Consider the following 12,843-nt stretch of genomic DNA (forward strand, 5'->3'; position numbering starts at 1 on the left):
AAGGTCGTGCTCTACCAACTGAGCTATTCCCGCAAATCTGTACTGCTTTTGTTGCTGTCGTAATTCGCATTTCTGCGTCGTTACGGGAGGCGCATTATACGAGAAATCCGTTTAGCTGCAACCCCCCTGAAAGTGTTTTTTTCGAAAATTCGTTCAAGTGATTAATTTACAGTCAAGCTGAACAATTTAGCGTCAAAAAACCGGTGACGCAAGCCACCGGAGAGCAAAATCAAAGATTAATAAAATGTTCGCGATAGTAAGCAAGCTCAGCAACAGATTCACGAATGTCGTCCATCGCCTGATGTGTTCCCTGCTTGGTGAAGCCCGCGAGGATTTCCGGCTTCCAACGACGCGCCAGCTCTTTGAGCGTGCTGACGTCCAGATAGCGATAATGGAAATACGCCTCCAGCTCCGGCATGTATTTAAACAGGAAACGACGATCCTGCCCGATGCTGTTGCCGCAGATAGGTGATTTCCCTTCCGGAACCCACTCTTTCAAAAAAGCCAGCGTGGCCAGTTCAGCTTCACGATCGCCCATTGTGCTCGCCTTCACGCGCTCCACCAGCCCGCTACCAGTATGCGTACGTACGTTCCAGTCATCCATTAATGCCAGTTGTTCGTCAGACTGGTGCACCGCAATTGTCGGTCCTTCAGCCAGAATATTCAGGTTGGCATCCGTCACCAGCGTGGCGATCTCAATAATGCGATCGCGCTCGGGATCCAGACCTGTCATCTCCAGATCGATCCAAATCAGGTTGTTTTCATTGGCACTCATGCTATTTTCCACCCTTCAGCGTCACATTCAGTGTGACTACATTGATCTAAAATTGTGTGTATCATAAATGTTTTGCCCATCATGGGCGACCAGGAGCCAGTCCGATTGAGTAAGAATAAACTCTCCAAAGGCCAACAGCGCCGTGTGAACGCCAATCACCAGCGTCGTCTTAAAACGTCCACGGAGAAGCCCGACTACGACGACAACCTGTTTGGCGAAACCGCTGAAGGCATCGTTATCAGCCGTTTTGGCATGCATGCCGACGTAGAGTCTGCTGACGGTGAAATTCACCGCTGCAACATCCGCCGTACAATTCGCTCGCTGGTTACTGGCGATCGCGTAGTCTGGCGCCCGGGTAAAGCGGCAGCTGAAGGCGTGAATGTCAAAGGTATCGTTGAAGCGGTACACGATCGTACCTCGGTACTGACACGCCCCGACTTTTACGACGGGGTAAAGCCTATTGCCGCCAACATCGACCAGATCGTTATTGTCTCAGCCATCTTACCCGAGCTGTCACTCAATATTATCGACCGGTATCTGGTAGCCTGCGAAACGCTACACGTTGAACCGATTATCGTGCTGAATAAGATCGATCTGCTGGATGATGAAGGCATGGCCTTCGTTAACGAACAGATGGATATCTATCGCAACATTGGCTATCGGGTATTGATGGTATCAAGCCGCACAAAAGACGGCCTGAAACCGCTTGAAGAAGCATTAACCGATCGCATCAGCATTTTTGCCGGTCAATCGGGCGTAGGTAAATCCAGCCTGCTCAATAATCTCCTCGGCCTGCAGGAAGAGATCCTGACCAATGATGTCTCTGACAACTCCGGCCTTGGACAGCACACCACCACGGCCTCTCGCCTGTATCACTTCCCGCACGGCGGCGACGTTATCGACTCCCCTGGCGTACGTGAGTTTGGACTGTGGCATCTGGAGCCGGAACAAATCACGCATGGCTTTGTCGAATTCCATGACTACCTGGGCCATTGCAAATACCGCGACTGCAAGCATGATACCGATCCAGGCTGCGCTATCCGTGAGGCGGTAGAAAAAGGGGCCATAGCCGAAACCCGGTTTGAAAATTATCACCGCATCCTGGAAAGCATGGCGCAGGTAAAAACGCGTAAAAACTTTTCTGATACAGACAACTGACAACTAAGCTAAGCATCGCTAGAATCGTCCCCCTTTTTTCAGGATCCGGCCCGTATGCCGGATCGGGAACAAATTATGGCCTGGAGGCTACCTTGTTAAACTCATTTAAGCTTTCGCTACAATACATTCTGCCGAAACTATGGCTCACTCGCCTGGCGGGTTGGGGTGCGAGCAAACGAGCGGGATGGCTGACCAAACTGGTTATCGATCTGTTCGTGAAATATTACAAGGTCGATATGAAAGAGGCGCAAAAGCCGGACACCGCCAGCTATCGCACCTTCAACGACTTCTTTGTTCGCCCGCTGCGCGACGATGCTCGTCCGATTAATACCGATCCAAACGTACTGGTCATGCCCGCTGACGGTGTGATTAACCAGTTAGGCAACATCGAGGAAGACAAACTGCTGCAGGCTAAAGGGCACAGCTATACCCTTGAAGCGCTGCTGGCTGGCAACTATCAGATGGCGGACAAATTCCGCAACGGTACGTTTGTGACCACTTACTTGTCTCCACGCGATTACCACCGTGTACACATGCCGTGTAACGGTATCCTGCGTGAAATGATGTATGTGCCGGGCGATCTCTTCTCTGTAAACATCCTGACTGCGCAAAACGTACCGAACCTGTTTGCCCGCAACGAACGTGTAATCTGTCTGTTTGATACCGAATTTGGCCCGATGGTGCAGATTCTGGTCGGCGCGACCATCGTCGGCAGCATTGAGACCGTATGGGCTGGCACCATTACCCCACCGCGTGAAGGCGTCATCAAGCGCTGGACCTGGCCGGAAGGCGAAAGCGAAGGGTCGGTGGCGCTGCTGAAAGGTCAGGAAATGGGCCGCTTTAAGCTCGGTTCCACCGTCATCAACCTGTTCGCACCTGGCAAAGTTAACCTGGTTGAGCAGTTGCAGGATCTTTCGGTGACTAAAATCGGCCAGCCAATGGCCATCTCGACCGAGACTTTCGTGACGCCAGAGGCAGAACCGGCCCCGCTGGCGAAAGAAGAGATCGAAGCAGAACACGATGCCAGCCCGCTGGTTGACGACAAAAAAGACGAAAGTTAAACATAGGAATCGCTGCTGTGCGCCTGATTATCACTTTTCTGATGGCCTGGTGCCTCAGCCTGGGGGCGTACGCTGCGACGGCCCCCGATGCCAAACAACTCACCCAGGAACTGGAGCAGGCAAAAGCGGCAAAACCTGCTCAGCCAGAAACCGTCGAGGCGCTCCAGTCCGCGCTGAATGCCCTTGAGGAGCGTAAAGGCTCTCTCGAGCGCGCCCAGCAATACCAGCAAGTTATTGATAACTTCCCCAAGCTGTCCGCAACGTTACGCGCACAGCTTAGCAACCTGCGTGATGAACCGCGCAATGTGCCAACCGGACTCACTACCGATGCGTTAAACCAGGAGATCCTCCAGGTTAGCAGCCAACTGCTGGAAAAGAGTCGTCAGGCCCAGCAGGAGCAGGATCGCGCCCGGGAAATCGCCGACTCGTTAAGCCAGCTTCCTCAACAGCAAACCGATGCCCGCCGCCAGCTCAATGAGCTTGAGCGACGCATTGGTACGGCCAACGGCAATTCCGCACAGAATCAGGCGATGCAGGCTGAATCCGCCAAACTTAAAGCCCAGGTCGATGAACTGGAGCTGGCGCAGCTTTCCGCCAATAACCGTCAGGAACTGGCGCGTATGCGCTCCGAACTGGCGGAAAAACAGAGTCAACAACTCGACGCTTACCTGCAGGCTTTGCGCAACCAGCTTAACAGTCAACGTCAGCGTGAAGCTGAGCGAGCGCTGGAAAGCACTGAACTGCTGGCGGAAAACAGCGCGGGACTGCCGGAAGGCATTGTCGACCAGTTCAAGGTAAACCGCGAGCTGTCTCAGGCCTTAAACCAGCAAGCACAGCGTATGGATCTGGTCGCTTCGCAGCAGCGTCAGGCCGCCAGCCAAACGCTGCAGGTGCGTCAGGCATTGAATACGCTGCGAGAGCAGTCTCAGTGGCTTGGGGTTTCAAATATGCTGGGAGAAGCGCTGCGAGCGCAGGTATCCCGTCTGCCGGAAATGCCTAAACCTCAGCAGTTGGATACCGAAATGGCGCAGCTTCGCGTACACCGCATGCGCTATGAGGACCTCCTCAACAAACAGCCGCAGCTGCGTCAGATTCATCAGGCCGATGGACAACCGCTGACCGCTGAACAGAGCAGCATCCTCAACGCCCAGCTACGCACCCAGCGTGAGCTGCTGAACTCATTGTTACAGGGCGGCGATACGCTGATCCTTGAGCTGACCAAGCTCAAAGTTTCCAACAGTCAACTGGAAGATGCGCTAAAAGAGGTCAACGAAGCGACGCACCGCTACCTGTTCTGGACGTCAGACGTTAGCCCTATCTCCCTCTCCTGGCCTGTCGACATCGTTCAGGATCTGCGGCGTCTGATCTCATTAGATACGTTTAATCAGTTGGGCAAAGCCAGCATCATGATGCTGACCAGCAAAGAAACGCTGCTACCGCTGTTCGCGGCGTTGGTGTTAGTTGGCTTTAGCCTCTCTTCGCGCAAGCACTTCACCCGTTTCCTTGAACGCTCGTCCGCGCGGGTCGGGAAAGTCACCCAGGATCACTTCTGGCTGACAATACGCACGGTATTCTGGTCAATACTCGTCGCTTCGCCGTTGCCAGTGCTGTGGGCAACGCTCGGTTACGGATTGCAGGAAGCCTGGCCTTATCCGTTGGCTGTCGCGATCGGCGATGGCGTTACCGCCACGGTGCCCATGCTGTGGGCAGTAATGATCTGCGCCACCTTTGCACGTCCCAACGGTCTGTTCATTGCCCACTTTGGCTGGCCGCGGAACCGCGTCGCGAAAGCCATGCACTATTACCTGATGAGCATCGGGCTGATTGTCCCGTTGATCATGGCGGTTATTATGTTTGATAACCTCAATGACCGGGAATTCTCCGCCTCACTGGGACGTCTGTGCTTTATTCTGATTTGCGGTGCGCTGGCGGTCGTAACCCTGAGCCTGAAACGCGCCGGGATACCGCTGTACCTCGATAAAGAGGGCAACAGCGATAACATGGTCAACAGCATGCTGTGGAATATGCTGATGGGTGCGCCGCTGATTGCCATTCTCGCCGCGGCAGTAGGCTACCTCGCCACGTCACAAGCCCTGCTGGCACGTCTGGAAACGTCCGTAGCGATTTGGTTCTTATTACTGGTGGTGTATCACGTTATCCGCCGTTGGATGCTGATCCAGCGCCGCCGCCTGGCGTTCGACCGCGCCAAGCATCGACGTGCTGAAATGCTGGCGCAGCGCGCGCGGGGCGAAGAAGAACCACCGCATTCCACCAGCCTTGAAGGCGCGATTGACGTTGATGAAAGCGAAGTGGATCTGGATGCTATCAGCGCGCAATCGCTGCGCCTGGTGCGTTCTATCCTGATGCTTATCGCCCTGCTCTCGGTCATTGTACTGTGGTCAGAAATTCATTCCGCTTTCGGCTTCCTGGAAAACATCTCGTTGTGGGATGTCACCTCCACGGTTCAGGGCGTGGAAAGCTTAGAACCGATAACGCTGGGCGCGGTGCTTATCGCGATTCTGGTATTTATCATCACCACCCAGTTAGTGCGCAACCTACCCGCACTGCTGGAGCTGGCACTACTGCAACATCTGGATTTAACCCCCGGCACCGGTTATGCCATCACCACCATCACCAAGTATCTGCTGATGCTGATTGGCGGTCTGGTTGGCTTCTCGATGATCGGTATTGAATGGTCCAAACTGCAATGGCTGGTGGCGGCTCTCGGTGTCGGTCTGGGCTTTGGTTTGCAGGAGATCTTCGCCAACTTTATTTCCGGTCTGATTATCCTGTTTGAAAAACCAATCCGCATTGGCGACACGGTGACGATTCGCGACCTTACCGGTAGCGTGACGAAAATTAATACCCGCGCCACCACTATCAGCGACTGGGACCGTAAAGAGATCATCGTGCCCAACAAAGCCTTTATCACCGAACAGTTTATCAACTGGTCGTTATCCGATTCCGTTACCCGTGTGGTGTTAACCATCCCGGCACCGTCGGAGGCGAACAGCGAGGAGGTTACGCAGATCCTGCTGACTGCCGCACAGCGCTGTTCGCTGGTTATCGATAATCCGGCGCCAGAAGTCTTCCTGGTTGACCTGCAACAAGGGATTCAAATCTTCGAACTGCGTATTTATGCCGCCGAGATGGGGCATCGCATGCCGCTGCGCCATGAAATCCACCAACTGATTCTGGCAGGCTTCCGCGAGCACGGTATTGATATGCCGTTCCCTCCGTTCCAGATGCGTCTGGAGAGCCTCGGCGGTAAGCAAACAGGGAGAACATTAAGTTCTGCAGGAAGAGGCAGTCGCCCGGCAGGGAGTTTGTAACGCACAATGCAGGCAAGAAATGCCGGATGGCGACCCGTTGGGTCTTATCCGGCCTACGGGTCTGCAATTAACCTGTAGGCCCGATAAGCTTGCGCCATCGGGCATTTCATCGCCGATTACAGACATTTTCGAGCTTAATATGCGTCCGGATCGGCAACAGGCAATAAACGCCAGATGGCCTTTATTCCACCGCCCACTCAGGCTCGTTGGTCGTGCGACGGCTGTAGTTCTGATAAATCGCCATCGCCAGCAGTGAGAAGAAGATCGGACCGCCGGTCATCCACAGTGCGCTGTTCCAGTCTCCGGCTTCAATTACCGGCTGGATGATGGTGAACACATTAGCAAACGTCACCACCAGCACGACCACTCCCGTTGCCAGCAGCGTCGCCGCTCGGGTTTTAAAGACAACAAACGGCCTTTCCAGACCCGGACGGGATTTAAAGAACGGAAACGCCAGCGCCAGGAACAGATACGGCAGCGTCATCGAGACGTTCGCCATCAGCGTCAGTTTGTTATAGAACGCTGAAGCCGTATCGCCACCAAATGAAACCAACAGGATAAACAGGCTCACCAGCAGGCACTGTAACCACATTGCCGTCGTCGGCATCCCTACGGCATTCAGTTTGGTCATCGGCGCGGGCCACAACGCCTTCGGCGTGCCCTGAATAATCGCTTTCAGCGGTGAGTAGCTGAGGGTGAAAAAAGCGCCGGTGTAGGCAAGGAACATGGAAAGCCCGGTAATACGTGCAAACCATACGCCCATCACCATTGCGGCATCAGGGGAAAGATGTAGCGCATTACCCAACGTCATTCCGAGGCTTTTCATCAGGATATAGGTAATATTCCCGAGGTTAACTGAGCTATTACTTAATACCTGCTGCCAGTTAGTGCTAACGCCCCATAAAAAGATGGCCAGTGAATAACCAACAGAAATGACAATAGCGGCAAAGACAATGCCTTTAGCAAAGTTCTTTTCTGGTTTTTCTGTTTTATCAACCAGTCCCCCTACAGCTTCAATTCCGCCGTAAGCAAAAATGGCAAACACAACAAATGACAACATTGCCAGTCCAGACTGATATCCGGGATTAGGCGAAGAGATGAAATTAATATCCTGTGCAAAGTGGCCACCAGTTAATAACAAAATAGCGACACTCACTAACAACAGAACTAAATTAAGACACATTACGGCAATTCCACCTACAGCCGTAATACGCGCAATCTTATTAATACCCCGGGATGCCACGCAGGTCACCAGGATCATCCAACCGACTGCGAGCAGTCCGACAACCTGCGTAGGCTCAAGCCCTGCAATACGCCAGTGCTGCGTCATGTCTGCGCCAAACAAGAAGGTTGAAAAAGGTACCCAGACTTTCGCCGCAGTACTAACCATCCATATCACATAAGAAGAAAACCACATAAACGTGCCGATAAACGCATAGCGTGGTCCAACGCTATTATTCATCCACGAATAGATTCCCCCTTCTTCTTTCCGATAGGCAGAACCCATTTCCGCCATCATTAAAGCAAATGGAATAAAGAATAATAATGCAGAAAATATATACCACGGTATTGCACTATACCCCATTAAATAGAACGCGGAGGGGCTATTAGCAAAACCGAAAACTGACGTAAATATCATGAGAATGAGACCTATCAGGCTCATCTTTTTTATTGTTTGGGTCATTAAACCATCCCTTACTCTGGCAAGCGTTTAACAAACGCCGCTCACCGGTTGGCACTGCTCTCTTTGCAGAGTTCAGCGATAAAAAAAACAACACAGAATTGATACCTAAACGATATCAAATATCCAGGTGTAAATTGTGGCTATTAGAGGGGAAATGAAAAAATATGCTACAAAGTGGCGATTAAGCCACCACTTTGTATTGCAGAAGAGTAAGTTATGCGCGATCGACGGTAAATGCGATTACCTCGGCCAGGCTCTCTGCGCCCAGCGCCAGCATCACCAGACGGTCAACACCCAGCGCCACGCCTGAGCAATCCGGCATGCCGACTTTCAGCGCTTCCAGCAGGTTGGTATCGATAGGTTGCTGTGGTAAGCCTCGTGCGGCACGTTTGCGGTTATCCTGTTCAAACCGCTGCTGCTGTTCGCGCGCGTCGGTCAATTCATGGAAACCATTCGCCAGCTCAATACCTTTGTAATAAACCTCGAAACGTTCAGCCACGCGGTGATCTTCGGTACTGATTTGCGCCAGTGATGCCTGGCTGGCCGGGAAATGATACACAAACGTCGGCTTGTCTTTACCAATATGCGGTTCAACACCCATCGTAAACAGCAGTTGCAGTAAGGTATCCCGGTCTTCTTCGGTATCAGCGATATTGCTGAGATCCAATTTCGCCGCCACTTCCCGCAGTTGGGTTTTATCCGCAGACAGCGGGTCAATCTCCAGATGGCGCTGGAAGGCCTGCTGGTAAGAAAGGCTTTCCGCAGGTGAGCAGTCCAGCACCTGCTGGAGCAAATCATCCACTTCATTCATCAGGCGATACATATCGTAGTGCGGACGATACCACTCAAGCATGGTGAATTCAGGGTTATGATGGCGCCCCATCTCTTCATTACGGAAGCTGCGGCACAGTTGATACACCGGGCCGCATCCTGCCACCAGCAGGCGCTTCATATGGTATTCAGGGCTGGTCATTAAATAGAGATTCATTCCCTGGGAGTGTCCAGGGCCAACGAAACGCGTTTCGAACGGGAACAGGTGGATGTCCGTTACCGTTGCCTGACTCATACAAGGGGTCTCAACCTCAAGCACGCCACGATCGGCAAAAAAGCGGCGAATCTCCGCTATAATTGCTGCACGTTTCAACAGATTGGGGATGGACGCGCTCGGCTGCCAGGTTGCCGTTTCGCTCATGGTTGTTTCTCCGATTTATGACAAGGGCACGAAGTCTACTCGTATCGCGCTAACGAGACAAATTTCAGGCAGCACTAATCATCACTGGCAATTGGATAAAAAAAGCGACTTAGGGTGGTTTAGTAATTAAATTAATCAAATTCAATGATAATTCCCCCCTATGACACGCTAAAAAAATCGAACACGTCAAATTTCCCGCACATCCCTAAGACTATACTATTGTACCTATAAAGGAGCAGTGGAAACGCGTTCATAACCTGTTTGAAGCCGATGAAGCATCTGATTTCAGGCAGGGATGAAATAACAACAATCTGGAGGAATGTCGTGCAAACCTTTCAAGCCGATCTTGCCATTATAGGCGCCGGTGGCGCGGGATTACGTGCTGCAATTGCTGCCGCACAAGCAAATCCCAACGCTAAAATCGCACTGATCTCAAAAGTGTACCCAATGCGCAGCCATACCGTTGCTGCCGAAGGCGGCTCTGCTGCTGTCGCGCAGGATCATGACAGCTTTGACTACCATTTTCACGATACGGTAGCAGGCGGAGACTGGCTGTGTGAGCAGGATGTCGTGGATTACTTTGTCCACCACTGCCCAACTGAAATGACGCAACTGGAACAATGGGGCTGCCCATGGAGCCGTCGTGAAGACGGTAGCGTCAACGTACGTCGCTTCGGCGGCATGAAAATCGAGCGTACCTGGTTTGCCGCGGATAAGACCGGCTTCCACATGCTGCATACGCTGTTCCAAACATCTTTGCAGTTCCCGCAGATTCAGCGCTTTGACGAACACTTCGTTCTGGATATCCTGGTTGACGACGGTCATGCTCGCGGCCTGGTTGCCATGAACATGATGGAAGGCACGCTGGTGCAAATCCGTGCTAACGCTGTCGTGATGGCAACGGGCGGCGCAGGTCGTGTTTACCGTTACAACACCAACGGCGGCATCGTAACCGGCGACGGTATGGGCATGGCGCTGAGCCACGGCGTTCCGCTGCGTGATATGGAATTCGTTCAGTATCACCCAACAGGTCTGCCAGGCTCCGGTATCCTGATGACTGAAGGCTGCCGTGGTGAAGGCGGTATTCTGGTTAACAAAAACGGCTACCGTTATCTGCAAGACTACGGCATGGGTCCGGAAACTCCGCTGGGCGAGCCAAAAAACAAATACATGGAACTCGGCCCGCGCGACAAAGTTTCTCAGGCGTTCTGGCACGAATGGCGCAAAGGCAACACCATTTCCACTCCGCGTGGCGATGTGGTTCACCTCGACCTGCGTCACCTCGGCGAGAAAAAACTGCTCGAACGTTTACCGTTCATCTGCGAACTGGCGAAAGCTTACGTGGGTGTCGATCCGGTTAAAGAACCGATCCCGGTACGTCCGACCGCGCACTACACCATGGGCGGTATCGAAACCGATCAGCACTGTGAAACCCGCATTAAAGGTCTGTTCGCTGTAGGCGAATGTTCCTCTGTTGGTCTGCATGGCGCTAACCGTCTGGGCTCTAACTCCCTGGCAGAACTGGTGGTCTTCGGTCGTATGGCCGGTGAGCAGGCAGCAGAACGCGCTGCAACGGCTGGCGCTGCAAACAGTGCCGCTCTTGATGCACAGGTTGCTGGCGTTGAAAAACGTCTGAAAGATCTGGTTAACCAGGAAGGTAACGAAAACTGGTCTAAGATCCGTGACGAAATGGGCCTGTCAATGGAAGAAGGTTGCGGTATCTACCGTACGCCGGAACTCATGCAGAAAACCGTTGATAAGCTGGCGGAACTGCAGGAACGCTTCAAGCGCGTACGTATCACTGATACCTCCAGCGTCTTCAACACCGACCTGCTGTATACCATCGAACTGGGTCACGGTCTGAACGTTGCTGAATGTATGGCGCACTCTGCTCTGGCGCGTAAAGAATCCCGCGGCGCGCACCAGCGTCTGGATGAAGGCTGCACCGAGCGTGACGATGTGAACTTCCTCAAACACACCCTCGCCTTCCGCGATGCTGACGGCACGACTCGCCTGGAATATAGCGACGTGAAAATCACCACTCTGCCACCGGCTAAACGTGTTTACGGTGGCGAAGCGGAAGCAGCCGATAAGAAGGAGAAGGCGAATGGCTGAGATGAAAAACCTGAAAGTTGAGGTGGTGCGCTATAACCCGGAAACCGATACCGCGCCGCACAGTGCTTTCTACGAAGTTCCTTATGATGAAACCACGTCACTGCTGGATGCGCTGGGCTACATCAAGGATAACCTGGCACCGGACCTGAGCTACCGCTGGTCCTGCCGTATGGCGATCTGCGGCTCCTGCGGCATGATGGTCAACAATGTACCGAAACTGGCGTGCAAAACCTTCCTGCGTGATTACACCAACGGCATGAAGGTTGAAGCGCTGGGCAACTTCCCGATTGAACGCGATCTGGTCGTCGACATGACGCACTTTATCGAAAGCCTGGAAGCGATCAAACCGTACATTATCGGTAACCCGCGTACACCGGATCAGGGTCCAAACACCCAGACTCCGGCGCAGATGGCGAAGTATCATCAGTTCTCCGGTTGCATCAACTGTGGTCTGTGCTATGCCGCGTGTCCGCAGTTCGGCCTGAACCCTGAGTTCATTGGACCGGCTGCGATTACGCTGGCGCATCGTTACAACGAAGATAGCCGCGACCATGGTAAGAAGGAGCGTATGGCTCAGTTGAACAGCCCGAACGGCGTCTGGACCTGTACTTTCGTGGGCTACTGCTCCGAAGTCTGCCCGAAACACGTCGATCCGGCTGCGGCCATTCAGCAGGGTAAAGTTGAAAGTTCAAAAGACTTTCTTATCGCTACCCTGAAACCACGCTAAGGAGTGCACGATGACGACTAAACGTAAAGCCTATGTGCGGCCAATGACGTCCACCTGGTGGAAAAAGCTGCCATTTTATCGTTTTTACATGCTGCGTGAAGGCACGGCAGTTCCGGCAGTCTGGTTCAGCATTGAACTGATTATCGGCCTGTTTGCACTCAAGCATGGTGCAGAGTCCTGGATGGGCTTTGTCGCCTTTTTGCAAAACCCGGTGGTGGTAATCCTTAACATTATCGCCCTGGCAGCAGCGCTGCTGCATACCAAAACCTGGTTTGAGCTGGCGCCAAAAGCAGCCAACATCATCGTAAAAGACGAAAAAATGGGGCCAGAGCCGATCATCAAAGGTCTCTGGGCAGTTACTGTGGTTGCGACAGTAGTCATACTGTTTGTTGCCCTGTTCTGGTAAGGAGTCCGGAATGATTAATCCAAATCCAAAACGCTCTGACGAACCCGTATTCTGGGGCCTGTTTGGTGCAGGCGGTATGTGGAGCGCAATCATTGCGCCGGTAATGATCCTGCTGGTAGGCATTATGCTGCCGCTGGGCTTTGTTCCTGATGCTTTCAGCTATGAACGCGTACTGGCATTCGCTCAGAGCTTCATCGGACGTGCGTTTCTGTTCCTGATGATCGTTCTGCCGCTGTGGTGTGGTTTACACCGTATGCACCACGCGATGCATGACCTGAAAATCCACGTGCCTGCTGGCAAATGGGTATTCTATGGACTGGCAGCAATCCTGACCGTTGTAACGGCTATTGGTATTCTGACCATCTAAGTACATGCGTTAATTATCAGGCCCGC

At 52.9% G+C, this 12,843-nt stretch carries 10 protein-coding genes; 7 read left to right on the forward strand and 3 right to left on the reverse strand.

Features of this window, described 5'->3' with window-relative positions; all coding sequences use genetic code 11:
- Window positions 1-229: 229 nt before the first annotated feature.
- Window positions 230-775 carry an oligoribonuclease gene (gene orn, locus FDW94_RS20335; RefSeq protein WP_020996267.1) on the reverse strand — a complete coding sequence of 182 codons (546 nt, stop codon included), beginning with the start codon at window positions 773-775 and terminating at the stop codon, window positions 230-232.
- Between the two features lie 105 nt (window positions 776-880).
- Here orn and rsgA point away from each other — a divergent pair, with 105 nt between their 5' ends.
- The 3 genes from rsgA to mscM all read left to right on the forward strand — a co-directional run bounded on the left by rsgA (window position 881) and on the right by mscM (window position 6,326).
- Window positions 881-1,933 carry a small ribosomal subunit biogenesis GTPase RsgA gene (gene rsgA / locus FDW94_RS20340; RefSeq protein WP_170974257.1) on the forward strand — a complete coding sequence of 351 codons (1,053 nt, stop codon included), beginning with the start codon at window positions 881-883 and terminating at the stop codon, window positions 1,931-1,933.
- A gap of 92 nt (window positions 1,934-2,025) precedes the next feature.
- Complete coding sequence (gene asd / locus FDW94_RS20345) at window positions 2,026-2,994, forward strand: archaetidylserine decarboxylase (RefSeq protein ID WP_048212901.1); 969 nt, start codon at window positions 2,026-2,028, stop codon at window positions 2,992-2,994.
- A 17-nt stretch (window positions 2,995-3,011) separates the two neighbouring features.
- Entirely contained in the window at window positions 3,012-6,326 is a 3,315-nt protein-coding gene (gene mscM, locus FDW94_RS20350; protein ID WP_008785996.1) for a miniconductance mechanosensitive channel MscM, read from the forward strand.
- A 181-nt stretch (window positions 6,327-6,507) separates the two neighbouring features.
- Here mscM and yjeM read toward each other — a convergent pair whose 3' ends face one another.
- The gene (yjeM, locus tag FDW94_RS20355) at window positions 6,508-8,010 is read right to left on the reverse strand and encodes a glutamate/gamma-aminobutyrate family transporter YjeM (RefSeq protein WP_008785995.1); all 1,503 of its coding nucleotides are present in this window, start codon (window positions 8,008-8,010) and stop codon (window positions 6,508-6,510) included.
- Between the two features lie 214 nt (window positions 8,011-8,224).
- Window positions 8,225-9,202 carry an elongation factor P--(R)-beta-lysine ligase gene (epmA, locus tag FDW94_RS20360; protein ID WP_003830517.1) on the reverse strand — a complete coding sequence of 326 codons (978 nt, stop codon included), beginning with the start codon at window positions 9,200-9,202 and terminating at the stop codon, window positions 8,225-8,227.
- A 324-nt stretch (window positions 9,203-9,526) separates the two neighbouring features.
- Between epmA and frdA the strand changes: the two genes are divergently transcribed.
- The 4 genes from frdA to frdD are packed head-to-tail and all read left to right on the forward strand — an operon-like array spanning window position 9,527 to window position 12,817.
- Complete coding sequence (gene frdA, locus FDW94_RS20365) at window positions 9,527-11,317, forward strand: fumarate reductase (quinol) flavoprotein subunit (RefSeq protein ID WP_003830519.1); 1,791 nt, start codon at window positions 9,527-9,529, stop codon at window positions 11,315-11,317.
- Window positions 11,310-12,044, forward strand: coding sequence for a fumarate reductase iron-sulfur protein (gene frdB, locus FDW94_RS20370; RefSeq protein WP_003025540.1), 735 nt, complete (start codon window positions 11,310-11,312; stop codon window positions 12,042-12,044). Before frdA ends, frdB begins: the two co-directional genes overlap by 8 nt.
- 10 nt (window positions 12,045-12,054) lie before the next feature.
- The gene (frdC, locus tag FDW94_RS20375; RefSeq protein ID WP_003025537.1) at window positions 12,055-12,450 is read left to right on the forward strand and encodes a fumarate reductase subunit FrdC; all 396 of its coding nucleotides are present in this window, start codon (window positions 12,055-12,057) and stop codon (window positions 12,448-12,450) included.
- Between the two features lie 10 nt (window positions 12,451-12,460).
- Window positions 12,461-12,817 carry a fumarate reductase subunit FrdD gene (gene frdD / locus FDW94_RS20380; protein WP_003025535.1) on the forward strand — a complete coding sequence of 119 codons (357 nt, stop codon included), beginning with the start codon at window positions 12,461-12,463 and terminating at the stop codon, window positions 12,815-12,817.
- Window positions 12,818-12,843 lie beyond the last annotated feature (26 nt).

It is taken from the genome of Citrobacter sp. wls757 (assembly GCF_005280935.1).
GTDB lineage: Bacteria > Pseudomonadota > Gammaproteobacteria > Enterobacterales > Enterobacteriaceae > Citrobacter > Citrobacter portucalensis.